Source organism: Promicromonospora citrea (assembly GCF_013004695.1).
Lineage (GTDB): Bacteria > Actinomycetota > Actinomycetes > Actinomycetales > Cellulomonadaceae > Promicromonospora > Promicromonospora citrea.
In genome coordinates this window covers 14,594-40,230 of the sequence record NZ_JABEMG010000006.1, presented here as the reverse complement: position 1 = coordinate 40,230, position 25,637 = coordinate 14,594, and the positions used below count along the sequence as shown (strand labels likewise).

Annotated in this window: 22 protein-coding genes and 1 pseudogene; 6 read left to right on the top strand and 17 right to left on the bottom strand. The window is 73.0% G+C overall.

Annotated features, from left to right (window positions below; all coding sequences use genetic code 11):
• Positions 1-56 precede the first annotated feature (56 nt).
• From HLB15_RS02470 to secA, 16 genes and pseudogenes are all read right to left on the bottom strand, one after another.
• Positions 57-869: a F0F1 ATP synthase subunit delta gene (locus HLB15_RS02470; protein ID WP_171103350.1), complete on the bottom strand. Its 813-nt coding sequence runs from the start codon at positions 867-869 to the stop codon at positions 57-59.
• Entirely contained in the window at positions 869-1,447 is a 579-nt protein-coding gene (locus tag HLB15_RS02465) for a F0F1 ATP synthase subunit B (protein ID WP_171103348.1), read from the bottom strand. Before HLB15_RS02465 ends, HLB15_RS02470 begins: the two co-directional genes overlap by 1 nt.
• Positions 1,447-1,683, bottom strand: coding sequence for an ATP synthase F0 subunit C (locus HLB15_RS02460; RefSeq protein ID WP_119142629.1), 237 nt, complete (start codon positions 1,681-1,683; stop codon positions 1,447-1,449). The genes HLB15_RS02465 and HLB15_RS02460 overlap by 1 nt, the downstream gene beginning before the upstream one ends.
• Positions 1,684-1,811: 128 nt before the next feature.
• The gene (atpB, locus tag HLB15_RS02455) at positions 1,812-2,705 is read right to left on the bottom strand and encodes a F0F1 ATP synthase subunit A (protein ID WP_229785401.1); all 894 of its coding nucleotides are present in this window, start codon (positions 2,703-2,705) and stop codon (positions 1,812-1,814) included.
• A 137-nt stretch (positions 2,706-2,842) separates the two neighbouring features.
• Positions 2,843-3,292, bottom strand: a complete 450-nt coding sequence (locus HLB15_RS02450) for a Cg1360 family ATP-synthase-associated protein (RefSeq protein WP_171103346.1) — start codon at positions 3,290-3,292, stop codon at positions 2,843-2,845.
• Positions 3,289-4,515 (bottom strand): MraY family glycosyltransferase, encoded by a 1,227-nt coding sequence (locus tag HLB15_RS02445; protein ID WP_171103345.1) that lies wholly within the window; start codon positions 4,513-4,515, stop codon positions 3,289-3,291. The genes HLB15_RS02450 and HLB15_RS02445 overlap by 4 nt, the downstream gene beginning before the upstream one ends.
• The gene (locus HLB15_RS02440; RefSeq protein ID WP_373291103.1) at positions 4,512-5,240 is read right to left on the bottom strand and encodes an L-threonylcarbamoyladenylate synthase; all 729 of its coding nucleotides are present in this window, start codon (positions 5,238-5,240) and stop codon (positions 4,512-4,514) included. Before HLB15_RS02440 ends, HLB15_RS02445 begins: the two co-directional genes overlap by 4 nt.
• Before the next feature lie 19 nt (positions 5,241-5,259).
• Positions 5,260-6,201 (bottom strand): peptide chain release factor N(5)-glutamine methyltransferase, encoded by a 942-nt coding sequence (prmC, locus tag HLB15_RS02435; protein ID WP_171103343.1) that lies wholly within the window; start codon positions 6,199-6,201, stop codon positions 5,260-5,262.
• Positions 6,194-7,282: a peptide chain release factor 1 gene (gene prfA, locus HLB15_RS02430; protein WP_171103341.1), complete on the bottom strand. Its 1,089-nt coding sequence runs from the start codon at positions 7,280-7,282 to the stop codon at positions 6,194-6,196. Before prfA ends, prmC begins: the two co-directional genes overlap by 8 nt.
• Positions 7,283-7,406: 124 nt before the next feature.
• Positions 7,407-7,622 carry a 50S ribosomal protein L31 gene (gene rpmE / locus HLB15_RS02425; protein WP_171103340.1) on the bottom strand — a complete coding sequence of 72 codons (216 nt, stop codon included), beginning with the start codon at positions 7,620-7,622 and terminating at the stop codon, positions 7,407-7,409.
• 129 nt (positions 7,623-7,751) lie between these two features.
• Positions 7,752-9,686, bottom strand: coding sequence for a transcription termination factor Rho (gene rho / locus HLB15_RS02420; protein WP_171103339.1), 1,935 nt, complete (start codon positions 9,684-9,686; stop codon positions 7,752-7,754).
• A 330-nt stretch (positions 9,687-10,016) separates the two neighbouring features.
• Entirely contained in the window at positions 10,017-11,012 is a 996-nt protein-coding gene (thrB, locus tag HLB15_RS02415) for a homoserine kinase (protein WP_171103338.1), read from the bottom strand.
• On the bottom strand, positions 11,012-12,121 hold the full coding sequence (gene thrC, locus HLB15_RS02410) for a threonine synthase (RefSeq protein ID WP_171103414.1): 1,110 nt from the start codon (positions 12,119-12,121) through the stop codon (positions 11,012-11,014). Before thrC ends, thrB begins: the two co-directional genes overlap by 1 nt.
• 9 nt (positions 12,122-12,130) lie before the next feature.
• Positions 12,131-13,429, bottom strand: a complete 1,299-nt coding sequence (locus HLB15_RS02405; RefSeq protein WP_171103337.1) for a homoserine dehydrogenase — start codon at positions 13,427-13,429, stop codon at positions 12,131-12,133.
• Positions 13,430-13,653: 224 nt separating this feature from the next.
• On the bottom strand, positions 13,654-13,815 hold the full coding sequence (locus HLB15_RS25030; protein WP_417715065.1) for an SEC-C metal-binding domain-containing protein: 162 nt from the start codon (positions 13,813-13,815) through the stop codon (positions 13,654-13,656).
• 314 nt (positions 13,816-14,129) lie between these two features.
• Positions 14,130-16,623 (bottom strand): annotated as a pseudogene (gene secA / locus HLB15_RS02400) (preprotein translocase subunit SecA); the annotation flags it as partial.
• A gap of 330 nt (positions 16,624-16,953) precedes the next feature.
• Here secA and HLB15_RS02395 point away from each other — a divergent pair.
• From HLB15_RS02395 to mnhG, 6 genes are read left to right on the top strand one after another with little or no spacing between them, the layout of a single operon-like run.
• Positions 16,954-20,022, top strand: a complete 3,069-nt coding sequence (locus HLB15_RS02395) for a Na+/H+ antiporter subunit A (protein WP_171103334.1) — start codon at positions 16,954-16,956, stop codon at positions 20,020-20,022.
• Positions 20,019-20,591, top strand: a complete 573-nt coding sequence (locus tag HLB15_RS02390) for a Na(+)/H(+) antiporter subunit C (protein ID WP_171103332.1) — start codon at positions 20,019-20,021, stop codon at positions 20,589-20,591. Before HLB15_RS02395 ends, HLB15_RS02390 begins: the two co-directional genes overlap by 4 nt.
• Positions 20,588-22,255: a Na+/H+ antiporter subunit D gene (locus HLB15_RS02385; RefSeq protein ID WP_171103330.1), complete on the top strand. Its 1,668-nt coding sequence runs from the start codon at positions 20,588-20,590 to the stop codon at positions 22,253-22,255. Before HLB15_RS02390 ends, HLB15_RS02385 begins: the two co-directional genes overlap by 4 nt.
• On the top strand, positions 22,252-23,004 hold the full coding sequence (locus HLB15_RS02380; protein ID WP_229785411.1) for a Na+/H+ antiporter subunit E: 753 nt from the start codon (positions 22,252-22,254) through the stop codon (positions 23,002-23,004). The genes HLB15_RS02385 and HLB15_RS02380 overlap by 4 nt, the downstream gene beginning before the upstream one ends.
• Positions 23,001-23,519 carry an MrpF/PhaF family protein gene (locus tag HLB15_RS02375; protein WP_229785413.1) on the top strand — a complete coding sequence of 173 codons (519 nt, stop codon included), beginning with the start codon at positions 23,001-23,003 and terminating at the stop codon, positions 23,517-23,519. Before HLB15_RS02380 ends, HLB15_RS02375 begins: the two co-directional genes overlap by 4 nt.
• Complete coding sequence (gene mnhG / locus HLB15_RS02370; protein WP_308424934.1) at positions 23,516-23,899, top strand: monovalent cation/H(+) antiporter subunit G; 384 nt, start codon at positions 23,516-23,518, stop codon at positions 23,897-23,899. Before HLB15_RS02375 ends, mnhG begins: the two co-directional genes overlap by 4 nt.
• Positions 23,900-23,957: 58 nt before the next feature.
• Here mnhG and HLB15_RS02365 read toward each other — a convergent pair whose 3' ends face one another.
• Positions 23,958-25,637, bottom strand: a complete 1,680-nt coding sequence (locus HLB15_RS02365; RefSeq protein ID WP_171103329.1) for a cation:proton antiporter domain-containing protein — start codon at positions 25,635-25,637, stop codon at positions 23,958-23,960.

The window sequence follows — 25,637 nt, the reverse complement described above, 5'->3', positions numbered from 1 at the left end:
TGCTCTTCTCCTGTCGTGGCCGCGAGAGCCGCGGCGGAAGGTTCTTGTTCACGTTTTCAGCCGGCCAGACGACGCGAGGCGTCAGCAAGGCGCGACAGGACGGTGGAGTCGACGACGTCCGCGCCGACCTGGATGCGCAGGCCCCCGACGATGGCGGGGTCCACGGTGACGTTCAGCTGGACGGACCTGCCGTACGAGCGCTCGAGGATCGCCGCGAGGCGGTCCTGCTGCGCACGCGTCAGCACGGTCGCGCTGGTCACGGTGGCCACGAGACGCGAGCGGCGCTCGGCCGCGATCTCGCCGAACCAGCCGAGCGTCTGCACGAAGCGCCGGCCGCGCAGCGAGGCTGTCGCACGCCGGGCCAGGCTCAGGGTCACCTCGTCCGCCTTGCCGGCGACCAGCGCGTCCACCAGAGCCACGCGACGCTCCGGTGCCGTGGTGGCGTCGGAGAGCACCTGCTTGGCCTCCCGCTGCCCGTCGAGCGACCGGCTGATCCGGAACAGCTCGTCCTCCACGGTCTCGAGCGCCCCGCGCGCCTCGGCGGACGCCAGCACGGCGTCGACGCCGAGGCGCTCGATCGCGTCGGCCAGGTCCGACTCGTCCGCCCAGCGGGAGCGGACCAGGCCGGAGACCAGGTCGACGACACGCTCGTCGAAGCCGCCCAGCAGGCTCGCCACCAGGCCGGCCTTGGCGTCGCCGTCGCGCGAGGGGTCGGCGAGCGAGCGGCGCAGCGCCGCCGAGTCGTCCAGCGCCGACACCACGGTGAGCAGCTGCTCACCCAGCGTCAGCGCGTCCGCACCCGCGGCACGCAGCACCGGCTCGAAGCGCTCCTGCGCCGCCTTCAGCGATGCCCCGCTCGTTCCCCGCATCACGCCTCCTTGGTGCTTGCCACGGCCTGGCTCGCCTCGAGCTCGTCGAGGAAGCGGTCCACCACGCGCGACTGCCGGGCGGAGTCCTCGAGGGACTCGCCGACGATCTTGGACGCGAGCTCGGTCGCGAGCGACCCGACCTCGGTGCGCAGCGAGACCACGGCGGACTGCCGCTCGGCCTCGATCTGGCGGTGCGCGGTCTCGGTGATCCGCTCCGCCTCCTCGTTCGCCTTGGCGCGCAGCTCCTTGACGATGGCGGTGCCCTCGGCACGCGCCTCCTCACGGACCTGCGCGGCCTCCGCGCGGGCCTCGGCGAGCAGCTCCTGCTGCTTGGCCAGGGCCTCGTCGGCCTGCTTCTGCGCGGCGGCCGCCTTCTCGATGCCACCCTCGATGAGGGAGGCACGCTCGTCCAGCACCGCGTTCATGCGGGGCAGCACGAGCTTGTAGAACACGGCGGCGATGACCACGAGGATCACGGCCGACCAGAGCAGGTCGTACCCGGCGGGCAGGAACAGCTGGATGCCCGCGGGCTCCTCGTCTGCTGCCAGTACGGCGGCAGCGCCCGGGAGCGCAGCCATCACGCGGCGGGGAAGAGGAAGCCGGCGACCAGGCCGAGAAGCGCGAGCACCTCGACGAAGGCGACACCCAGGAACATGGTGGCGCGGAGCTGGCCGGCGACCTCGGGCTGGCGAGCCATGCCCTCGATGGTCTTGCCGATCAGGATGCCGAGACCGATACCCGGGCCGGTGGCCGCGAGGCCGTAGCCGACAGCGTTCAGGTTACCGGTGACCTCGGCGAGAGTGGTGACGTCCACTTGCGTCTTCCTTCCGTTGGGCGCCGGACCGGTGTGGTCCGGCGTCGCGTGGTGTGCGAAGGCGCTGGTGCGCCCGTCGCGGGTTTCCAGGTGAAGCTATGCAGCGCCGCCCGGAGGAGCGAGCACCGTCAGTGCTCCTCCTCCAGCGACATGTTGATGTAGACCGCGGCCAGCAGCGCGAAGATGTACGCCTGCAGGAACGCGACCAGGAGCTCGAACAGCGTCACGAAGATGCCGGCCGGGAGCGTGAGCACGCCGAACGCCATCAGGCCGCTGCCTGCCGAGTCGATCAGGAAGAACTGGGTCGCCGCGAAGCAGAGCACGAGCATGATGTGCCCGGCCACCATGTTGGCGACGAGTCGGACCGCGAGCGAGCCCGGCCGGATGATCACCAGCTGGAGCAGCTCGATCGGCGTCAGGATGAAGTAGATCGGCCACGGGACCCCGGGCGGGAACAGGTTCGCCTTGAGGTACCCGCCCAGACCGTGCTTGCGGATGCCGACGGCCCAGTAGGTGACGAACACCCAGAGCGCGAGCAGCAGCGGCACGCCGATGCGCGACGTCCCGGCCAGGTTCAGGCCGGGGATCACGCTCGTCACGTTGAACGCAAGGATGGTCAGGAAGATCGTCGTGAGCATCGGGACGAACCGCCGGGCGTTCTCCTTGCCCAGGATCTCCTCCGCGATCTGCACCCGGACGAAGCCGAGCAGGAACTCGACCCCCGCCTGGAAACGACCCGGCACCACCTTCGCCCGGCGCGCGGCGATCACGAAGACCGACAGCAGCACGAGCGTGGCGACGATGCGGATGATCCAGATGCGGTCGATCTGGAAGATGGTGCCCTCGAAGAGGATTCCCGACGGGAAGAAGTCGGCGATCGACGGCGTGTGGAAGCCGCCCTCACCCTCGTGGCCTCCAGCGGCGGCGAGGATGGCGGACGTCGCATACGTGGACAGAAGGACTCCCAGGTGGTCATTAGGCCCGGCGCGCATCACCGCAACGGGGCGGAACGGGCGCGCCATCGGGCCTGGCCGTCATGGATTCGTCGTAAGCCTAACCTATCCGCGGTGTGAATCTTGCCGCGGAACGGCATGGCGCGGCCCCTTGTGACTTATTGCGCAACCTCGCGGCGACCCTGCGGACGCCCGTGCGGCGCGCCTCAGGATCCCGCATCCGGATCGACATACGTGATCCGGGCATTGCGGACAGCGCGGTAGTCGAGCAGGGCGGACCCGACGGCGCCCAGCAGGAGCACGACGAACAGCACCACGCGGTCGAAGAAGTCGAACTGCGTGATCACCGCCATGACGACGATCAGCACGACCATCTTGGCGATCCAGCCGCCCATGACGACGGCGCCCATCGTGACGGCGCCCTTGCCGACCGTCCACAGCATCGACAGCACGGTGGCGCCGCAGAAGAACGCGGCCAGCGCCGCGCCGATCAGCGCGCCCCACAGGCCCGGCACGCCGGCGATCAGCAGCCCCGCCGCCGAGCCGAGGACGGCGAGGCCTGCCACCAGGACGAGGCTGTCCCGCAGGGCGGTGCGCAGCATCGCCTGCTCCGCTCCGCGCGCGGCGTGGGGGGCGGGGGGTACCTGCTCGGTCATTCGACGGTCTCCTTGGGGGTGGGTGCGCTCTGCACGGTCACGGGCTCGCCGGGCGCCGACAGCTCGACGGCCTGCTCGACGGCGACGGCGGGCACCTGGCCCGACAGCGCGACGTCGTCGTCGAGGAAGCGGCCGCGGTGGCGCAGCGGGCCGAGAGTGGCCAGCAGCGAGAGCACGGCGAACACCCCGGTCCAGACGAGCACGACCTCCCAGTCCCAGACCACCAGGGCCGCGGCGCTGAACGCGAACACCGCGGTCCAGACGTAGAGGATCACCACGGCGCGACGGTGCGAGTGGCCGAGGGCCATCATCCGGTGGTGCAGGTGCATGCGGTCGGGGGCCATCGGTGACTTGCCGGCCGCGAGCCGCCGGACGACGGCCAGCCCCATGTCCAGCAGCGGGAGCATGAGCACCGCGACGGGCAGCAGCAGGGTGATGAAGGCGGGCAGCGACTGGGCCCCCGTCATGACGTCCGGCTGCACGTTGCCGGTCACGGTGATCGCCGCACCGGCGAACACCAGACCGATGAGCATCGACCCGGCGTCGCCCATGAAGATGCGCGACGGGAAGAAGTTGTGCGGCAGGAAGCCGACGCAGACGCCCACGAGGGCGGCGAGCACCAGCGAGGCGAGGCTCGCGTAGTCGTCCGGCGTCGCCTCGGCGGTCAGCCGGTAGGTGTAGAGGAAGAACGCGCTGCCGCCGATGGCGATGAGGCCGGCGGCCAGGCCGTCGAGCCCGTCGACGAAGTTCACGGCGTTCATCGCGACCACGACGACGAGGACGGTCGCGACGAGCGACATCCGCGACGACGGGATCGTCGTGCCCGCGATCGGCAGCGTGATGAGCTGGACGCCCTGCAGGGCCATGAAACCCGCGGCGAGCACCTGGCCCGCGAGCTTGGTGACCCAGTCGAGGTCCCACTTGTCGTCGGCCCAGCCCAGCGCGCACACGATCGCGGCCCCGCCGACGATGCCCCACACCTGCGACACCTCGCCCGGCTCGAACACGCCGGACAGGAACGGCATCTGCGATGCCAGCAGCACCGCGACGACGAGCCCGATCAGCATGGCGAGGCCGCCGAGCCGCGGCGTCGGGACGAGGTGCACGTCGCGGGCGCGCACCGCGGAGATGGCGGAGGTCTTCAGGGCCACCCAGCGGGCGAAGGGCGTGGTCAGGAACGTGACCGCGGCGGCCACGAGCATCAGGAGCAGGTACACCCTCACTCGTCGTCCTCCGGGTCACCCGCCGCGGGCCCGGTCTGCTCGGCGGGCTGCTCGGCCATCCGGCCGGCGGGCGGGTCGTCGAGGCCCTCGACGTCGGCGACGCGGCGCAGCTCCTCGAGCGGGACGGCGCCCTCGCGCACGACCCGCAGCGCCGGGCCCGTGGCGTCGACGATCGTCGAGGCGACGCCGCCCGGTGCCTGACCGCCGTCCAGGTAGATCGCCACCGACTCGCCGAGCTGGCGCCGTGCGTCGGCGACGTCCTGCGCCGCCGGGCTGCCGGACCTGTTCGCGCTCGAGACCGCGAGCGGGCCGGTCCGCTTGAGCAGCGCGAGCGCGGCCGGGTGGTCCGGCATGCGCAGCGCGACGGTGCCACCGGTGTCGCCGAGGTCCCACTGCAGCGACGGCTGCGCGCGCAGGATCACGGTGAACCCACCCGGCCAGAACTCCTCGACGAGCCGGCGGGCGTCCTCCGGCACGTCGGTGGCCAGTCCGTCGAGCGTGGCGACGTCGCCCACCAGGACCGGCGGCGGCATCTGGCGCCCGCGGCCCTTGGCCGCGAGCAGCGCCGCGACGGCCTCCTTGTCGAAGGCGTCGGCGCCGATGCCGTACACGGTGTCGGTGGGCAGCACCACGAGCCCGCCACGGGAGATCGCATTCACCGCCTCGTCGATCGCGGGGCCCCAGGTCTGGGGGTCGGTGGCGTCGAGCACAGGCTGCACAGGCACACTCACGCGGACCAGTCTTTCACGCTTCGGGCCCTCGGCGGCGCGCGACGACCATCCGGGGCCTTCCCGTGAGGTCGGTGCGGGTCTCCGGCCCGGCGAAGACGGGCAGGCCGTCCTCGTCCCGCACCGCCGCGACCATCGCGCGGGCCGCCGCCGCCTGCACCTCGGCGTGCTCCATGACGTAGAGACCGCCCGCCCGCAGCAGGCGCGCGGCCGCGGCGGTGACGCCCCGCGGCACCTCGAGCCCGTCGGGGCCCAGACCGTACAGCGCGACGGCGGGGTCGTGCCCGGCGACCTCCGGATCGGTCGGCACGGCGTCCGGCGGGACGTACGGCGGGTTGGAGACCACGACGTCGGCCGTCCCGTCGAGGTCGCGCAGCGCGGTGCGCGCGTCGCCCCGGACGAGGTGGACGACGGGCGCGGGGGCGCCGTCGCTCACGGCCGTCACGTTGCGCTCCGCCCACGCGTGCGCGTCCCGGTCGAGCTCCACGGCGTGCACGCGCGCGCGCGGCACCTCGGTCGCCACGGCGAGCGCGATCGCGCCCGACCCGGTGCACAGGTCCACGACGACCGCACCGGCGTCGTCCCGTGCGGCGGCGACCCGCACCGCCTCGTCGACGGCGACCTGCGCCACCTGCTCGGTCTCCGGGCGCGGCACGAACACGCCCGGACCCACCGCGAGCTCGAGGTGCCGGAAGGCGGCACGGCCGGTGAGGTGCTGCAGCGGCTCGCGCGCGGCGCGGCGAGCCACCAGGGCCTCGAACACGCGCACCGCCTCGGGCGGCACGTCGTGCCCGAGCAGCGTCCGCCGGAGCAGCTCGGAGCGGTCGACGCCGAGCACGTGGGCGAGCAGCGTCTCGGCGTCGGGCCGCGGCGACGGCACGCCCCCGGTCGCGAGCTCGGCCTGGGCCCGCGCGAGCAGCGGCGTCGCGGCCGTGCCGCGTGCGGGCCCCTCAGGCACCGGATGCGTCGGCGAGGCGCGCGGCCTCGTCGGCCTCGATCGCGGACCGCACCACCGGGCCGAGGTCGCCGTCGAGCACCTGGTCCAGGTTGTAGGCCTTGTAGCCGGTGCGGTGGTCCGCGATCCGGTTCTCCGGGAAGTTGTACGTCCGGATGCGCTCGGACCGGTCGACGGTGCGCACCTGGGACCGGCGCAGCTCGGCGTTCTCCGCGGCGGCGGCCTCCTGCTGCGCCGCCAGGAGGCGGGCGCGGAGCACGCGCATCGCCTGCTCGCGGTTCTGCAGCTGCGACTTCTCGTTCTGCATCGAGACGACGATGCCGGTGGGCAGGTGCGTGATCCGCACGGCCGAGTCCGTCGTGTTGACCGACTGCCCGCCGGGGCCCGACGAGCGGTAGACGTCGATCCGCAGGTCATTCGGGTCGATCTGCAGCTCACCCGGGTCGTCGACCTCGGGGAAGACCAGCACGCCCGCCGCCGACGTGTGGATGCGGCCCTGCGACTCCGTGACGGGCACGCGCTGCACGCGGTGCACGCCGCCCTCGTACTTGAGGCTGTGCCAGACGCCGTCCTCGGGGCCCTGCACGTCGCGTGCCTTCACGGCGACCTGCACGTCCTTGTAGCCGCCGAGGTCCGACTCCGTGGCCTCGAGGAGCTGCGTCGACCAGCCGCGCTGCTCGGCGTAGCGCAGGTACATGCGTAGCAGGTCGCCGGCGAAGAGCGCCGACTCCTCGCCGCCCTCGCCCGCCTTGATCTCGAGGATGACGTCGCGGCCGTCGTCCGGGTCGCGCGGGACGAGCACGCGGCGCAGCTTCTCCTCCGCGGCCGCCTCCGCCTCGCGCAGGACCGGGAGCTCCTCGGCGAACGACGCGTCCTCCGCGGCCAGCTCCGCGGCGGCCTCGGCGTCGTCGTGCGCCTGCTGCCAGGCGCGGTACGCGCCGACCACCTGGTTGAGCTCGGCGTACCGGCGGCCGAGGGTGCGGGCACGGCCCGCGTCGGCGTGCACGGCCGGGTCGGCCAGCGCCGCCTCGATCTCGGCGTGCTCGCTCAGCAGCGGCCCGACGGCGGCGAAGGCTTCGGTCACGGTTACTCCACAGGGCTGGGCAGGGACTGAGCGGGGGTCGGCCGGACAGACGACAGCGCCGGTGGTCCGTGCCCGACTGCCCCTGGAGAGGTTGTCGGGCCGGACCACCGGCGCTGCAGGGTCGCTACTTCTCGGCCTTCTTGCCGTAGCGCGCCTGGAACCGGGCCACGCGGCCGCCGGTGTCCATGATCTTCTGCTTGCCCGTGTAGAACGGGTGGCAGGCGCTGCAGACGTCGGCGCTGATCTTGCCGGACGTCTCGGTGCTGCGCGTGGTGAAGGTGTTACCGCAGGTGCAGGTGACCTGGGTGACGACGTACTCGGGGTGGATACCGGCCTTCATGATGCTCCTTGGTGTGATTGCCGCTGGGTCGCCCTACGGAAGCGCAGGCGCGTGAACCAGCGAGCCAGCCAGTCATTCTGCCACCGTGTCGCCCGGTCGGGCGACACGGCGGGGTGTGAGATGGGTCGGTCAGACCGTCTCGCCGACGTTCTCGTCCTCGGTGAGACCGCCCGGCGTCGTCTTCTGCACGTGCAGCAGGAACTCGACGTTGGACTTGGTCTTCTTGAGCTGGTTGAGCAGCAGCTCGGCGGCCTGCGTCTGGTCGAGCGCGCCCATGACGCGGCGCAGCTTGTAGACGATGGCGAGCTCGTCCTTCGACATGAGGATCTCCTCGCGCCGGGTGCTCGAGCCGTTGACGTCGATCGCCGGGAAGATGCGCTTCTCGGCCAGGGACCGCGACAGGCGCAGCTCCATGTTGCCGGTGCCCTTGAACTCCTCGAAGATCACCTCGTCCATCTTCGAGCCGGTCTCCACGAGAGCCGTCGCGAGGATGGTGAGCGAGCCGCCGTCCTCGATGTTGCGAGCGGCACCGAAGAACTTCTTGGGCGGGTAGAGCGCCGCGGCGTCCACACCACCGGACAGGATGCGGCCCGACGCCGGCGCGGCCAGGTTGTAGGCGCGCGACAGGCGGGTGATGCCGTCGAGCAGCACCACGACGTCCTGCCCCAGCTCCACGAGGCGCTTGGCGCGCTCGATCGCGAGCTCGGCGACCAGCGTGTGGTCGCCGGCGTGGCGGTCGAACGTGGAGGAGATGACCTCGCCCTTGACCGAGCGCTCGAAGTCGGTGACCTCCTCCGGGCGCTCGTCCACCAGCACGACCATGAGGTGGACCTCAGGGTTGTTGGTGGTGATCGCGTTGGCGATCTGCTGCATCATCAGCGTCTTGCCGGCCTTGGGCGGCGCGACGATGAGACCGCGCTGGCCCTTGCCGATCGGGGCGACGATGTCGATGACGCGCGGCGTCAGCTTCGTGGCCTCGGGGTTCTCCAGGCGGAGGCGCTCCTGCGGGTACAGCGGCGTCAGCTTGGTGAACTCGGGGCGCTCGCGCGCCTCCTCCGGCGTCATGCCGTTGACCGTGTCCAGGCGCACCAGGGCGTTGAACTTGTTGACCTTGGCGTTGCGGCCGGACTGCTGCTGCGGCGGCTCCTCGCCCTCGCGGGGCTGGCGCACGGCGCCCGTCACGGCGTCGCCGCGCCGCAGGCCGGCCTTCTTCACCTGGTTCAGCGACACGTAGACGTCGTTGCTGCCCGGCAGGTAGCCCGACGTCCGGACGAACGCGTAGTTGTCGAGGATGTCGAGGATGCCGGCGACGGGCAGGAGGACGTCGTCCTCGCGCAGGTCGACCTGCTCGAGGCTCGCGACGTCCGGGCCCTGGCGGCCGCGACCGCGCTTGCGGTCCCGGCCCCTGTCGCGACCGCGGCGACGGCGCGAGCCGCGCTCGTCGTCGGTGTCGTTGTTCCGGTCGGCGTTGCGGTCGTTGTTCCGGTCCGCGTTGCGGTCGTTGGTGTTGCGGTCCGCACCGCGCTCGGCGTTCCGCTCGCCCCGGGCGTTGCGGTCGTTGCCGCGCTCGCCGTTGCGCGAGCCCCGGGTGTTGCCCGACTGGCCACGGCCGTCGGAAGTCTTCTCGCCGTTCGCGTCGGCGGCACCCTGGCCGCGACCGGACCGGCGGCCCTGCTCACGCGGCGCCGCGACGGCCTCGGCCAGCTGGGCCAGGCGGGCGGCCTTCTCCGCCTCGGCGTTGGCGTCGGCGCGCACACCCGAGGTGGCGACCTCGGCGGCGGCGACCGGTGCCTCGGCACGGGCAGGGAGGTCGACGCCGTTCCTGTCGGCGCCGGACGTCTCGGCGGGCTTCTTCTCCGCGGTGGTGGCGGCACGGCCCGGACGCTTCGTCGCGCCGCCCGTCCTCTCGCGGATGGTCTCCACGAGGTCGCTCTTACGCATCCTGGAGGTGCCCTTCACGCCCAGGTCTCCGGCGAGGGCCTGGAGCTCGGCGAGGCGCATGCTGCTCAGCGCTCCGGCGGTACGGCCGGCTGCTTCCTGAGCGTTATCGGTGGTGTCTGTCACGAAGGACCCTTCCCCCTCGAACTGCGGCGTGACGCGTGATCGCGGGCCGCGGGATAGTGGGCGCCCGGCGCGGACGGCCGGAGCGCGGAAAACCTCGCATCAGTGGTACGACGACGACGGCTGACGGGGGCGATGTCTGCCTTCTCGTGAGATGCGGTGGCCGTGCGTGACGACCTGCAACGGGCACGGATGAGCGGCCGAGGTCCACTGGATCGAAACCCTGCCGGTCAGGCGGTGAGGAACCGAGGACGAACCGGGCTCTCGCCACCATGGCTCAGGACGTGAAATCCCGAAGGTTCACTGCATACTACCACCCCGCACTGCCCCAGATCATGGGCCGACACGGCCCGCTGTCGGTCGACCGGCTGCACCTGACGAGCCGGACGATAGCGCACCCGTGTTACGGGAAACTCTCCTGGCCCGCGCGCCGGCCAGGTCGATGCCGGGACTGAGCCTGCGCCACCCCGCCGCCCCGTCCACCAGGTCGGCCAGCACCTCGTCACGACGCGCGCGGTGCTCCGGTCCGGCGAGCACCAGGACGGTGGGCCCCGCACCCGAGACGGTCGCGGGCACGCCCGCCTCCCGCAGCGCGCGCAGGAGCTCGCTGGAGGCACCGAGGACGCCCGCGCGGTAGGACTGGTGCAACCGGTCCTCCGTCGCGTCGAACAGGAGCTCCGGCCGCCGGGCCAGGGCCTCGACGAGGAGCGCCGCCCGGCCGGCGGTGAACGCGGCGTCGCCGTGGGCGACCCGCGCGGGCAGCGCGGCGCGCGCCCGGGCGGTGGCCAGCCGCACGTCCGGCACCAGCACCGTGGCCTCGATGGACGGGTCCACGTCGAGCCCGACGGCACGGGCTCCGGCGTCCGTGGTCCAGGCGACGGTCGCGCCGCCCTGGATCGCGGGCGCCGCGTTGTCCGGGTGCCCCTCGAACTCGGTCGCCAGCGCGAGCACCGTGGCCGCGTCGATCGCCCGCGGGTCGGCCAGCAGGGCCCGCGCCGCGACGATGCCGGCCACGACGGCGGCCGACGACGAACCGAGCCCCCTGCCGTGCGGGATGACGTTGTGGCACGTCATGTGCAGGCCGGTGGGCACGGCCCCCGCGAGGTCCATCGTCCGGCGCAGGGCGCGGACCACCAGGTGGTCCTCCCCCACGCTGACCTCACCCGCTCCTTCACCCTCGACCTCGACGACCACCTCGTCGCGCGCGACGAGGCGAACCTCCACCTCGTCGTACAGCGCGAGGGCGAGACCGAGCGCGTCGTACCCCGGGCCGAGGTTCGCGCTGGTGGCGGGCACCCTGACCCGCACGTGGTCGGCGCCGAGCTGCATCAGAGCGACAGCGCGTCGGCGATCGACACGACGTCGGCGGAGACCCGCACGGGCTCCACCTCGCCGCCGTCGGGGGTCCGCAGCGCCCAGCCCGGGTCCTTGAGCCCGTGGCCAGTCACCGTGATCGTGATGCGCGCCCCCTGCGGCACCAGCCCGCGCTCCGCCCGGGCCAGGAGCCCGGCGACGCCCGACGCCGACGCCGGCTCGACGAACACGCCCACCTCGGCCGACAGGATGCGGTGGGCGGCGAGGATCTGCTCGTCCGTCACGGCCTCGATGACGCCGCCGGACGTGTCCCGTGCCTCCTCGGCGAGCTGCCAGGAGGCGGGGTTGCCGATGCGGATCGCCGTCGCGATGGTGTCCGGCTCGTCGATCGGGTAGCCCTTGACGATCGGCGCGGCGCCCGCGGCCTGGAAGCCCCACATCGCCGGGGTCCTGCTCGCGACGCCCGCCTCGGCGTACTCGGTGTAACCCTTCCAGTAGGCCGTGATGTTCCCGGCGTTGCCGACGGGCAGCACGTGGATGTCCGGCGCGTCGCCCAGCGCGTCCACGATCTCGAAGGCTGCGGTCTTCTGGCCCTCGATCCGGTCGGGGTTCACGGAGTTCACGAGCTCGACCGGGTGCGTGTCGGCGAGCTTGCGCGCGGCGACGAGGCAGTCGTCGAAGTTGCCGTCCACCTGCAGCAGCCGCGCGCCGTGCGCGACGGCCTGGCTGAGCTTGCCCATGGCGATCTTGCCGTCCGGCACCAGCACGGCGCACACCATCCCCGCACGCGTCGCGTACGCGGCGGCCGACGCCGACGTGTTGCCCGTCGAGGCGCACACCACGGCCCGGGCGCCGCGCGCGGCGGCGGCCGAGATCGCCGTGGTCATGCCGCGGTCCTTGAACGAGCCGGTCGGGTTCATGCCCTCGACCTTGACGTAGACATCGGCGCCCGTGCGCTCGGACAGCGCCGGGGCCGGGACCAGCGGCGTACCGCCCTCACCCAGCGTCACGATCGTCCGTCGGAGGTGCTCGGGCAGACGGTCGGCGTACTCGGCGATGACGCCGCGCCACAGGCGCGGGCCGGTCGTGGCGGACGGGGGGACGTTCGGTTCAGCGGGCAGCACGGGCACGGTTCAGCCTTCGACTCTCAGGACGGACGTGATCTCGCGGACCGGATCGAGCGTGCGGACCGCCGCGATGGTGGCGGCCAGCGACGCCTCGCGGGCGGCGTGGGTGGTCAGGACCAGCTCTGCGGTGCCCTCGGTGGGCTCCGTCTGGCGCACGGTGTCGATCGACACGCCGTGGTCGCCGACGACGCCGGCGACCTGGGCGAGCACGCCCGGCAGGTCGGCCACCAGCAGCCGCACCTGGTAGCGGGTCACCGCGGCGTCGGGCGGCAGCAGGGGTCGCGCGGCGTACGTGGACTCCTGGGGGCCCTTGCCGCCGAGGACGCGGTGCCGCGCCGCCGAGACGACGTCGCCCATGACCGCCGACGCCGTCGGGCGCCCGCCGGCGCCCTGGCCGTAGAACATCAGCGGGCCCGCGCCGTCCGCCTCGACGAAGATCGCGTTGAACGCGCCCTTCACCCCCGCGAGCGGGTGGTCGGCGGGCACGAGCGCCGGGTGCACGCGCACCGCGACGCCCTCGCCGGTCTGCTCGGCGATGGCCAGCAGCTTGACGGCGTGGCCGGTGCGCGCGGCCCACGCGACGTCGTCGGACGTGATGCCGCGGATGCCCTCGCGCGCCACGTCGTCCGCCGAGACCCGCGTGTGGAAGGCGAGGCTGGCCAGGATGGCCGCCTTGGCGGCCGCGTCGTACCCGTCGACGTCGGCCGTCGGGTCGGCCTCGGCGTAGCCGAGCTCCTGCGCCTGGGCGACCGCCTCCGCGAGGTCGAGCCCGCCCGTGGCCATCTGGTCGAGCACGTAGTTCGTCGTGCCGTTGACGATGCCGAGCACGCGGCGCACGTGGTCGCCCGCGAGGGACTCCCGCACGGGGCGGACGATCGGGATGGCACCGGCGACCGCGGCCTCGTAGTAGATGTCGACGCCCGCGGTGTCCGCCGCCTTGTAGAGCGTCGGGCCGTCGGCCGCGAGGAGGGCCTTGTTCGCGGTGACGACGGCGGCGCCGCCCTCGATGGCACGCAGCAGCAGGCCGCGCGCCGGCTCGAGGCCGCCCATGACCTCCACGACGATGTCGGCGCCGTCCACGAGCCCCGCGGCGTCCCGCGTCAGCAGCTCGCGCGGGACGACCGGGTCGCGGGGCTGCTCGACGTCGCGCACCGCGATGCCCGCCAGCTCGAGCGGCACGCCGACCCGGGCGGCCAGGTCCTCCCGCTGCTCGAGGAGGACGCGCGCCACCTCGGTGCCCACGACACCGCAGCCGAGCAGGGCGACACGCAGCCCGCGTGCGGGCTCGGGAACGGGGACGGGCACGGCGGTCCTGCTTTCGTCGGGAGACTCGTCGGGGCGGGCGGCACGGCCCGCGCGCGGGCCGGTGCGCTGAGCTCCGGCCGCCTGCGATCAGGGTAACCGGAGCCCCCGCCCCCCGCGGCCCCCGTCTCACCGCCGCCTCCGCCGAGGTAGTCATGGGGCGAGGTAGTCACTCAGCGCGTGCTGGGTGACTACCTCGCCACGTGACTACCTCGGCGGCGAGGGTGTCAGGACTCGTTGACGCCGTGGCAGACCTTGTACTTCTTGCCCGAGCCGCACGGGCACTGCGCGTTGCGCGGCGTGCCCGGGAAGGTGCGGCCGTCGGACGACGCCGAGGTCGCCTCGCCGTGCAGCGCGGCGCGACGGCGGGCGCCGTCGGACCCCTGCACGAACGCGGAGCCCGATCCGTCCTCGCTGGGCGCCGAGTACGTCAGCGGCTGCTGGCGGTTCGGCGCGTCCAGGCCCTTGGCGAGCAGGATCGGCTCGGTGGCCGCACCCGCGGCGCGGCGCTGACGCGGCGCCGGAGGCTGCTGACCCTGCGGCTCACGCGGCGCCGCGGCGGGCTGTACGGCCGGGATCTGCGTCGTCGGCGGGGCCTCGGGCCGGTTGGTGCCGAGCCGCCCGCGCGGCGGCACGGGGCCGGCGGCGGGGAGGTCGGAGCCGCCGTCGGCCGGCTGCCCCTCGTCCTGCGCGCCCGGCTGCTGGACGGTGACCTCGAGGTTGAACAGGAAGCCGACCGACTCCTCCTTGATGGCGTCGGTCATCGCCTGGAAGAGCTGGTAGCCCTCGCGCTGGTACTCCACCAGCGGGTCGCGCTGCGCCATGGCGCGCAGACCGATGCCCTCCTTGAGGTAGTCCATCTCGTAGAGGTGCTCGCGCCACTTGCGGTCCAGCACGGACAGCACGACGCGGCGCTCGAGCTGCCGCATGGCGGGCGGGGTGAGCTCCTCCTCGCGCTGCTGGTAGGCGACCCGCGCGTCGGACAGGATCTCCTCGAGCAGCATCTCGGGCGAGAGACGGTCGAGGCCGCCGGCCTCCTCGACGATGTCCTCCGGCGTCAGCGACACCGGGTAGACGGCCTTGAGCGCCGTCCACAGCGCGTCGAGGTCCCACTGCTCCGGCGAGCCCGCCGCCGTCGCGTTCGTCACGTAGTCCGTGATCGTGTCGGTGAGGAAGTGCTGCACCTGCTCGCGCAGGTCCTCGCCCTTGAGCACCCGGAGGCGCTCGGCGTAGATGACGCTGCGCTGCCGCGAGAGCACGTCGTCGTACTTGAGGACGTTCTTGCGGATCTCGAAGTTGCGCGACTCCACCTGGCCCTGCGCGGACATGATGCCCCGCGTGACCATCTTGGACTCGAGGGGCATGTCGTCGGGGAACCCGGCACGGTTCATCATCGACTCGGCGAGGCCCGAGTTGAACAGGCGCATGAGATCGTCCTGCATCGACAGGTAGAACCGGGACTCGCCCGGGTCGCCCTGACGGCCGGACCGGCCACGGAGCTGGTTGTCGATGCGGCGCGACTCGTGGCGCTCGGTGCCGAGCACGTAGAGGCCGCCCGCGTCCTTGACCTCCTCGTGCTCCTGCGCGACGCGCGCCTTGGCCTTCTCCAGCGCCTCGGGCCAGGCCGCCTCGTACTCCTCCGGGGTCTCGACGGGGTCGAGGCCGCGCTCGGCGAGCTCGTCCACCGCGATGTGCTCGGCGTTGCCGCCGAGCATGATGTCGGTACCGCGGCCCGCCATGTTGGTGGCCACCGTGACGGCGCCCTTGCGGCCCGCCATCGCGACGATCTTCGCCTCGCGCTCGTGCTCCTTCGCGTTGAGCACGTTGTGCGGCACGCCGGCCTTCTTCAGCTTGGCGCTGAGCAGCTCGGACTTCTCGACGCTCGTCGTGCCGACGAGCACGGGCTGGCCGTAGGCGTGGCGCTCGACGATGTCGGCGACGACCGCGTTGAACTTGCCCTCCTCGTTCTTGTAGACGAGGTCGGGCTGGTCGATGCGCTGCGGCGGCTTGTTCGTCGGGATCGGGACGACGCCCAGCTTGTAGGTGCTCTGGAACTCCGCGGCCTCGGTCTCGGCCGTACCGGTCATGCCGGACAGCTTGTCGTAGAGGCGGAAGTAGTTCTGGAGGGTGATCGTGGCGAGCGTCTGGTTCTCCGCCTTGATCTCCACGCCCTCCTTGGCCTCGATGGCCTGGTGCATGCCCTCGTTGTAGCGACGGCCCGCGAGGATACGGCCCGTGTGCTCGTCGACGATCATCACCTCGCCGTTCAGCACGACGTAGTCCTTGTCGCGCTTGAACAGCTCCTTGGCCTTGATCGCGTTGTTGAGGAACCCGATGAGCGGCGTGTTGAGCGACTCGTACAGGTTGTCGATGCCGAGGTAGTCCTCGATCTTCGCGATGCCCGGCTCGAGCACGCCGACGGTGCGCTTCTTCTCGTCGACCTCGTAGTCGACGGTCGGCACCAGCCGGCGCACGACCTTCGCGAACTCGGTGTACCAGCGGTTGGCGTCACCGGCCGCGGGGCCGGAGATGATGAGCGGCGTGCGCGCCTCGTCGATGAGGATCGAGTCCACCTCGTCGACGATCGCGAAGTTGTGGCCGCGCTGCACGAGGTCGTCCTCCGACCACGCCATGTTGTCGCGCAGGTAGTCGAAGCCGAACTCGTTGTTGGTGCCGTACGTGATGTCGGCCGCGTACATCTCGCGGCGCTGCGCCGGCGTCTGGCCCGACAGGATCACACCCGTCGTGAGGCCCATGAACCGGTAGACGCGGCCCATCAGGTCGCCCTGGTACTTGGCCAGGTAGTCGTTCGTCGTGATGACGTGGACGCCCTTGCCGGTCAGCGCGTTGAGGTACGCGGCGGTCGTCGCCACCAGCGTCTTTCCCTCACCGGTGCGCATCTCGGCGATGTTGCCGAGGTGCAGCGCCGCACCGCCCATGATCTGGACGTCGAAGTGCCGCTGCCCGAGCGTCCGCTTCGACGCCTCCCGGATCGCGGCGAACGCCTCGGGCATGATCTCGTCCAGGGTGGCGCCGTGCTCCAGGCGTTCCCTGAAGCGCGCCGTCTCCTCGCGCAGCTCCGTGTCGCTCAGCTCGACGAAGCTGGGCTCCAAGCGGTTGACCTGCGCTGCCACGGACTGCAGCTTCTTCAGGACACGTCCTTCGCCGATGCGAAGGACCTTGTCGAGGATGGACACGCGGGTTCTCCCAGGTCGTCGTCAAGTTCGCCGTCGTCCATCGTAGGCCCCCGAGGCGGGCCGACGGCCCACTGACGGACGGCGGACCGGCGCGGTTCGCTCCAGGGGTAACGAGCGCGGGCGTCCCAGGGTTCCTCGGGGCCGAGGTGACGCTCGGCGTGTTCGCGCGGAGCGTCATGCGGTCCGACCACAGGGCGGTAGCAGATAAACTGGGTCGCACCGCCCACCCGCCCGCCGCTCGTGGGGCAAGCCGCACCGTGCTCGACCCGGGTCCTCGCACCCGCCGGTCACGACGTCCTGTCCCACCGCCCCAGACAGGACGGTACGGACGTGCTCCTCGTACTGATCGCCCACGGGGTCCTGGCCCTGGCCGCCCCCGCACTCGTCGCCGCCATGGGCCGGCGCGCCTTCTGGGTGCTCGCCCTCGGTCCGGCCTCCGCCGCCGCCTACGCCCTCGTCCGGACCCGCGCCGTGCTCGACGGGCGCACCCCCGCCGAACGCATCGAGTGGGTGGAACCGCTCGGGCTCGCGATCGACCTCCGCCTCGACCTGCTGTCCTGGGTCATGCTGCTGGTGGTCGGCGGTGTCGGCGCCCTCGTCATGCTCTACTGCGGCGCCTACTTCTCCCGCGAGGCGCGCGGCCTGGGCAAGTTCGGCGGCATCCTCGTGGCGTTCGCCGGGTCGATGGCGGGCCTCGTGGTCGCCGACGACATGCTCCTGCTGTTCACCTTCTGGGAGCTCACCACCGTCTTCTCCTACCTCCTGATCGGTCACTACGCGGACCGCACGTCGTCGCGCCGCGCCGCGATGCAGGCCATCGTCGTGACGACGGCGGGCGGCCTCGCGATGCTGGTCGGCATCGTCGTGCTGGGCGTCACCGCGGGCACGTGGAGCGTGTCGGCGGTCGTCGCCGACCCACCGTCCGGTCCCGTCGTGACCGCTGCGGTGGTCTGCCTCCTGGCCGGGGCCGCCACCAAGTCGGCGCTCGTGCCCACGCACTTCTGGCTGCCCGCCGCCATGGCGGCACCGACCCCGGTCTCGGCCTACCTGCACGCGGCCGCCATGGTGAAGGCCGGCATCTACCTCATCGCCCGCTTCGCCCCCGCGTTCTCCGACCTGACGGCCTGGCGCGTCGTCGTGCTCGTGCTGGGCGGCGCGACGCTCCTGCTGGGCGGGTACCGCGCCCTGCGCCAGCACGACCTCAAGCTGGTCCTCGCGTTCGGGACCGTCTCGCAGCTCGGCCTGCTCACCCTGCTGCTCGGCTACGGCACGCGCGCCGCGGCGCTCGCCGGGCTCGCCCTCCTGGGCGCCCACGCGCTGTTCAAGGCCTCGCTCTTCCTCGTGGTCGGCGTGGTCGACGCCGCGACCGGCACGCGCGACCTGCGCAAGCTCGCCGGCGTCGCGAAGAAGCTTCCCGTGACCACGACGGCGGCCGTGCTGGCGACCGCCTCGATGATCGGCCTGCCGCCGTTCGCGGGGTACGTGGCCAAAGAGGCGGCGCTCGCCGCCTGGGCGCACGAGGACGACCCGCTGAGCACGGTCATGATCGTCGTCGTGGCCGTCGGCTCCGCCCTCACGGTCGCCTACGGGCTGCGGTTCCTGTGGGGCGCCTTCAAGCCACGCCTGCCCGCCCCCGCCGAGCACGCGCCGACGACGGTCCACCCCCAGCCGTTCTGGATGGTCGCCCCGCCGCTCGTCCTGGCCCTGCTCGGCCTCGGCGTCGCGCTCGTGCCCCAGGTGGGCGAGGACCTGCTGGGGCCGCACGCCGACACGTACCCCACGGGTGAGCCCGGGCACCTCGCGCTCTGGGACGGGTTCACGCCGGTGCTCGCGCTCACCGTCGCCGTGCTGCTCGCCGGCGCCCTGGCGTTCTGGCAGCGCGAGCGGGTCGAGCGGCTGCAGGGCGCGCTGTGGATGCCCGAGGGCGCCGACGCCGTCTACCGCAGGACGATGCGCAAGCTCGACCGGATCGCGAGCGACGTCACGGCGGGCACCCAGCGCGGTTCCCTGCCCTTCTACCTCGGCGTCATCCTGCTCGTCCTGGCCGTCGGCCCCGGCGTCGCGCTGGCCACGGGGCTCGTCGGGGCCCGCGGGGACCGGGCGCTCGCCGTGGCCGCCGACGCCGCCGACCGCCCCGACGTGCTGCGCCTCGGGCCGTTCGCCGTCGTGCCGTGGGACCGCCCCGCCCAGCTCGCCGTCGTCCTCGTGGTCGTGGTGGCCGCCGTGCTCGTGGCCCGCGCGCGCCGGCGGCTCAAGGCGGTGTTCCTCGCGGGCGTCGCGGGGTACGGCAACGCGGCGCTGTTCCTGCTGCACGGCGCGCCGGACCTCGCCCTCACCCAGGTGCTGTGCGAGACGATCACGCTCGTCGTCATGGTGCTGGTGCTGCGGCGTCTGCCCCCGTACTTCTCCGACCGTCCGCTCGCGGCCAGCCGCTGGGTGCGGCTCGGCATCGGGGTGCTCACCGGCCTCGTCGTGATGGCGTTCGTCGCCGTCGCACCGCTGGCCCGCGTGCACGTGCCCATCTCGGTCGACTTCCCGGCCGAGGCCGAGACGTTCGGCGGCGGGCACAACGTCGTCAACGTGACCCTCGTGGACATCCGCGCCTGGGACACGGTGGGCGAGATCTCCGTGCTGCTGGTGGCCGCGACCGGCGTCGCGTCGCTCGTCTTCCTGCGCCAGCGCAGCGGCGACGTCCTGCGCCTCGACCCGACGGGGGACGAGCCGAGAGGCCGGACGGCGCGCGCCGGGTCCCGTCAGGTGCGGCCGGGCACGTGGCTGGTCGCCGGGCCGACCCTCGACGCGGGCGCACGCTCCGTCATGTTCGAGGTGGTCACCCGGATGCTCTTCTACCCGATGGTGCTGTTCGCGCTGTTCCTGCTGTTCAGCGGGCACAACGCCCCCGGTGGCGGGTTCGCGGCCGGGCTCGTGGCCGGCCTCGCGCTGGCGGTGCGCTACCTCGCCGGCGGGCGGTACGAGCTCGGCGAGGCCGCCCCGGTGCACCCCGGTCTCGTGCTCGGCACCGGCCTGTTCCTGTCGGCCGGTGTCGGCCTCGTCGCCCTGCTCGCCGGCCAGGCGGCCCTGGAGAGCGTGATCGTCGACCTGCACCTGCCCCTCCTGGGCGAGGTGCACCTCGTCACCAGCCTGTTCTTCGACATCGGAGTGTTCCTCGTGGTCATCGGCCTGGTCATCGACATCCTCCGCACGTTCGGCGCCGAGCTGGACCGGCAGGCGGAGCCGTACGCCGCGACGGCGGGGTCGCGGGTGCGCGTCCCGTTCGCCACCGCCGGCTCGCGGTCCGATGCCCGCAAAGAGCCGGAGCGCGAAGGATCAGCGGGCGAACGCACAGAGCCCGGCGAGCGCGCGGGCACCGGGGCCCGGTCGGGGGGTCGGAGCACATGATCGTCCTCGACAACGTCCCCTCCGGCGCGCTCCTCCTGGCCGTCGGCGTCCTCTTCGCCGCCGGGGTCTACCTGCTGCTCGAGCGCTCGCTCACGCGCGTGCTGCTCGGGTTCGTCCTGCTCGGTAACGGCGCCAACCTCGCGCTCCTGCTGGCCGGCGGGCGCGCGGGCGCCCCGCCGATCACCGGTGTGACGGACGAGCCGATGAGCGACCCGCTCGCCCAGGCGATGATCCTGACCTCGATCGTCATCACGCTCGCGCTCGTCGCCTTCGTGCTCGCCATGGCCTACCGGTCCTGGCAGCTGCACGGCCACGACGAGGTCCAGGACGACGTCGAGGACACCCGCATCGCACGGCTCGCCGTCCAGGACGCGCCGTCGTACGCCGACTCCGACGCCGAGGAGCCCGCCGTCACGCTCGACGTCGAGGCCGAGGCGACGCGGGACGAGGTCGCACTGCCGGACACGGCGAAGGCGACACTGCCGGACACGGCGAAAGGCACACCGCCGGACACGGCGACGCGGCCGGCGGCCGCCGGCGAGCGCACGGGCGGAGGTGAGGACGCGTGAACCTCTGGACCGTGCAGACCCTCGTCCCCCTGCCCGTGCTCGTGCCGCTGTTCGCCGCCGGGCTCGCACTCGCGCTGCACCGGCACGAGCGGGCCCAGCGGTTCATCTCGGTCGCCGCGCTGTCCGTCGCGGTGGCCGCCGCGGCAGGCCTCGTGGTGGCGGCGCACGACGGCCCCGTGGTCAACGACCTCGGCGGCTGGGCCGCGCCGGTCGGCGTCAACCTCGTCGCCGACCCGCTGGCCGCGCTGATGCTGCTGATCAGCAGCATCATGCTGCTCTGCGTGCTGCTGTACTCGATGGCGCAGGGCATCGCCGACGGCGACGGCCGCACCGTCCCCGCCGCACGCGGCGCCGAGGAGCTGCGACGCACCCTGCAGGCGCAGGACGCCGACGCCGACGAGTCCGGCCGCCGCGACGTCCTGCCCGTCGCGATCTTCCACCCGACGTTCCTCATCCTGGCCGCCGGGGTGGCGGACGCCTTCCTCGCCGGCGACCTGTTCAACCTGTACGTCGGGTTCGAGATCCTGCTCGCGGCGTCGTACGTGCTGCTGACGCTCGGCGGCACGAGCGAGCGCATCCGGGCGGGCAGCGTCTACGTCGTGGTCGCGCTGCTCAGCTCGATCGTGTTCCTGCTCGCCGTCGGGCTCGTCTACGCGGCCACCGGCACGGTGAACATGGCGCAGCTCGCCGAACGCCTGCCCGACATCGACCCCGGCGTCCGCCTGGGCATCCAGACGATGCTGTTGCTCGCCTTCGGCATCAAGGCGGCGATCTTCCCGTTGTCGGCCTGGCTGCCCGACTCCTACCCGACGGCACCCGCCCCGGTCACGGCCGTGTTCGCGGGCCTGCTCACCAAGGTCGGCGTCTACGCCATCCTGCGCACGCAGACCATGCTCTTCCCGCACGACGAGAAGCTCGAGGCCGTCCTGCTCGTGCTGGCGCTGGCGACCATGCTCGTCGGCATCCTGGGCGCGGTGGCGCAGGACGACGTCAAACGTCTGCTCTCGTTCACGCTGGTGAGCCATATCGGCTACATGATCTTCGGCGTCGCGCTCGCGACCGAGGCCAGCACCGCCGCCGCGATCTTCTACGTGGTGCACCACATCACCGTGCAGACCGCGCTGTTCCTCGTGGTCGGCCTCATCGAGCGCCGCGCGGGCACCACGTCGCTCGAGCGCCTGGGCGGCCTGGCCACAATGGCGCCGGGACTCGCCGTGCTCTTCTTCGTGCCCGCGATGAACCTCGCGGGCATCCCGCCCCTGTCGGGCTTCCTCGGCAAGGTCGGGCTCCTGGAGGCCGGTGTCGTGGACGGGTCGGTGCTGGCCTGGATCCTCGTGGTGGGGTCGGTCGTCACCTCGCTGCTCACCCTGTACGCGGTGATCCGCGCCTGGAACAAGGCGTTCTGGCAGCCGTGCCCGGACGAGCGCTCCCTCCCCGCCCGCGCGCCCATCCCGCTGGGCATGATCGGCCCGACGGCGGCGCTCGTCGCCGTGGGCGTGAGCCTCACCGTGCTGGCCGGCCCGCTGTGGAAGTACGCCGAGCGGGCGGCGGTCATGGTGATGGACGGCAGCACCTACGTCGAGGCGGTGTTCCCCGACGGGGCGCCGCGTGGCACGGGCGAGTCCAACGAGGTGCAGGACGAGACCGAGGGGAGCACCCCGTGAGCGCAGCCTCCTGGGACGCGGAGCACGACGGCGGCGCACCGGGCACCGAGGGCCCGCGACGGCGCTGGGTGCGCCGGGTGAGCGCGATGTGGCCGACGGCGATCGTGGGCGCCGTGCTGTGGGTGCTCCTGTGGGGCGACCTGTCCTGGGCGAACGTGCTGGCGGGACTCGTGCTCGGTGCGCTCGTGGCCCTCGCGCTGCCGCTGCCGCCGGTCGCCACGGGCACGGTCGTGCGCCCCGGACCCCTCCTGCGCCTCGTCGGCCGGTTCTTCGCGGACCTCACCCTCGCCTCCTTCCAGGTGGCCTGGCGTGCCGTCGTGCCCGGACCCACGCCGGAGGGCGGGCTCGTGACCGTGCCGCTGCGCACCCGCTCCGACCTGTTCATCGCCACGACTGCGGGGCTGTCCTCGATGGTGCCCGGCACGATGGTGGTCGACCTCGACCGCAAGCAGGGCACCCTGCGGCTGCACGTGCTCGACCTGGAGCAGTCCGGCGGGGCCGTGGAGGTGCGCCGCGCGACGCAGGAGCTCGAGGAGCGGGTGCTGCTGGCCTTCGCGCCCGACGACGAGCTGGGCCGGGTCGCCCGGCGCCCGGCGCCGCGGGCGGACGACGACCCCGACGACCGGCCGCACGCAGGGCCGGACGCAGGGCCGGACGCAGGGCCGGACACTGGGCCGGACACTGGGCCGGACACAGGACCGGACACAGGACCCGACGCACGACCCGCCGGACGGGAGGCCCGACGATGATGATCGCCGTCGCCGTGATCGCCACCCTCCTGCTGGCCGCGGCCGCCCTGCTCGCCGTGGTCCGGCTGGAGCGCGGCCCCTCCATGCTCGACCGCACCATCGCCTTCGACGTGCTGACGACCGCCCTGGTCGGCGCCATCGCGGTCGAGGCCGCGCTCTCGCGCCGCACGGAGCTCGTGCCGATCCTCGTCGTGCTGTCGATGGTCGGATTCGTCGGGTCGGTCACCATCGCACGGTTCGCCGCCGTCGAGCCGCCCAAGGACGGCGCGCCGGGGTCGCGGAGCACGCCGCGCCGTCGTCGCGGGCGTGCCGGCGGGGTGGGCGTGGAGCCGGACGGCAGGCGCGAGGCCTCGCCCGACGCCCTGGCCCGGACCGCGCTCGAGGCCGCGCCCGGCGGTGAGGCCCGGTCCGGCGGCGAGGCCCGGTCCGGCGGTGAACCCCGGTCCGCCGGCGGGGCCGAGACCGACGCCGACGCCGCGACGCCGGCCGTGACCGAAGGGCGGGAGACGCCGTGATCTCCGACGTGATGACCGTCGTGACCGACGTGCTGGCGGGCCTCTGCCTGCTGCTCGGCGCCTTCTTCTCGTTCTCGGCCGGCATGGGTGTCGTGCGGTTCGACAACCTGCTCGCGCGGCTGCACGTCGTCGCCAAGCCGCAGGTGCTGGGGCTCCTGCTGCTCCTGGCCGGGGTCGCGCTGCGGCTCCAGGACCGCGGAGCGGCGAGCATGCTCGTGCTCGTCATGCTCTTCCAGATGCTGACGTCGCCCGTCGCCGCGCACATGGTCGGCCGGGCCGGGCTGCGCACCGGAAAGGTGGACCCGGCGCACGTCCGCTCGGCGGACGAGCCCGAGGAGACGGCAGACACCGCGACGCCGCGGACCGACACCGGGGCCTGAGCGCTGCCCGGAGACGCGCTCCCGGCGCGCCCGGGCCGACCGCCCGCCGTCGCTCCGCTCAGGCGCCGGTGACCGGCCGCGCGGGCTCCTCGTGAGTGCCGGGCGAGGACTCCGCCGCGCGGAGCGCGGCCTGCGCGTCGCGCAGACGCTCGGCGGCCGCGTAGCCGAGCGCGGCCTCGGCCGCCTCGTCCGCGAGCGCCTGGCCCGCCGTGCCGTACAGGTGGAACACGGCGTCCGCGCCGTGCCGTTCGAGCTCGGCCACGTCGTCGTCGTACCGGGCGACGGCGGCGACCGTGCCGTCGAAGCCGCTGGCGCGCAGCTGGGAGAGGGCGATGAGGTTGGCGGCGTGGAAGGGCATGGCGAGGATGGCGAGCCGGACGGCTCCGGCGCTGCGCACGCGGCCCCAGAACTCGATGTCGGTGGCGTCGGCCTGCACCACGGTGATGCCCTCGCGGCGCAGGGCCGCGACGCGCGCCGGGTCGTGCTCGACGCCCATGACGTCCATGCCGTAGTCCTCGCGGAGCTGGCGCACGGCACCGCGGCCGACGCGGCCCATGCCCAGCACGAGCGCCTCGGCGCCGGAGACGTCGATGAGCTGCTCCTCCGGGTGCAGCCACGCGTTGGGCCGCGACGGGAAGCGTCCGGCGAGCCGGATCGCGAGCTCGTTGCCGCGCGTGTTGACCGCGGAGGAGAGCACGAAGCTCCCCGCGACGGCGACCGCGAGCACGACGAGCCACTCGTCGTGCAGCAGGGCGGCCTCGGAGCCGACCGCGACGACGATGAGGCCGAACTCCGAGTAGTTGGCCAGGACGAGGCCGGTGAGGATGGCGGTGCGCTTGCGCAGGCGCATCAGTCGCAGCAGCACCGCCGTCACGATGCCCTGCAGGGGCAGCATGGCCAGGAGCAGGAGGCCGATGACGCCGGCCTGCCAGGTGAGCGCGCCGGAGAACCCGATGGACACGAAGAAGCCGACGAGCAGCAGCTCCTTGACCGTGAACAGGGTGCGGGAGAGCTCGGTGGCGGCGGGGTGGCCGGCGAGCAGCATGCCGAGCACGAGCGCGCCGAGGTCGCCCTTGAGGCCGACGGCGTCGAAGAGCGCGTAGCCGGGGCCGAGCGCGACGGCGACGCCGAACAGCGCCTGGAGCTCGCCGTGGCCCATACGGGACCAGACCTTGCGCAGCAGCCACGCGCCCGGCACGAGCAGGACGAGAGCGAGCGCCCAGGGGCTCGGCGGGTGGTCCGACGCGACGGACAGGAAGACGACGGCGATGAGGTCCTGCATGACGAGGACGCCGATGGCGATCCGGCCGTAGAGGGCGGACTGGTCGGACCGCCCGTCGAGCACCTTGACCACGAACACGGTCGACGAGAAGGACAGGGCCAGGCCGAGCAGGGCGAGGACGCCGAGGCCCTCGCCGCCCAGCATGGAGAAGCCGAGCACGCCGAGCAGGCCGAGGAACCCGACGGCGATGGCGACGCTGACCGCGAGGTGGGCGACGGTGGTGAACCAGACGTCCTTGCGCAGCAGCGTCTTGACGTCGAGCTTGAGCCCGATGCCGAACAGCAGGAGCGTCACCCCGAGGTCGGCGACGGTCTCGAGGTACCCGGGCTCCTCGATGCCCACGGCGTGCAGCACGAACCCCGCCACGAGGAACCCGACGAGCGGGGGCAGGCGGAGCAGGACGGCACCGAGCCCGGCCACGACCGCGGTCACCAGGAAGATCGCAGCGGTCACCAT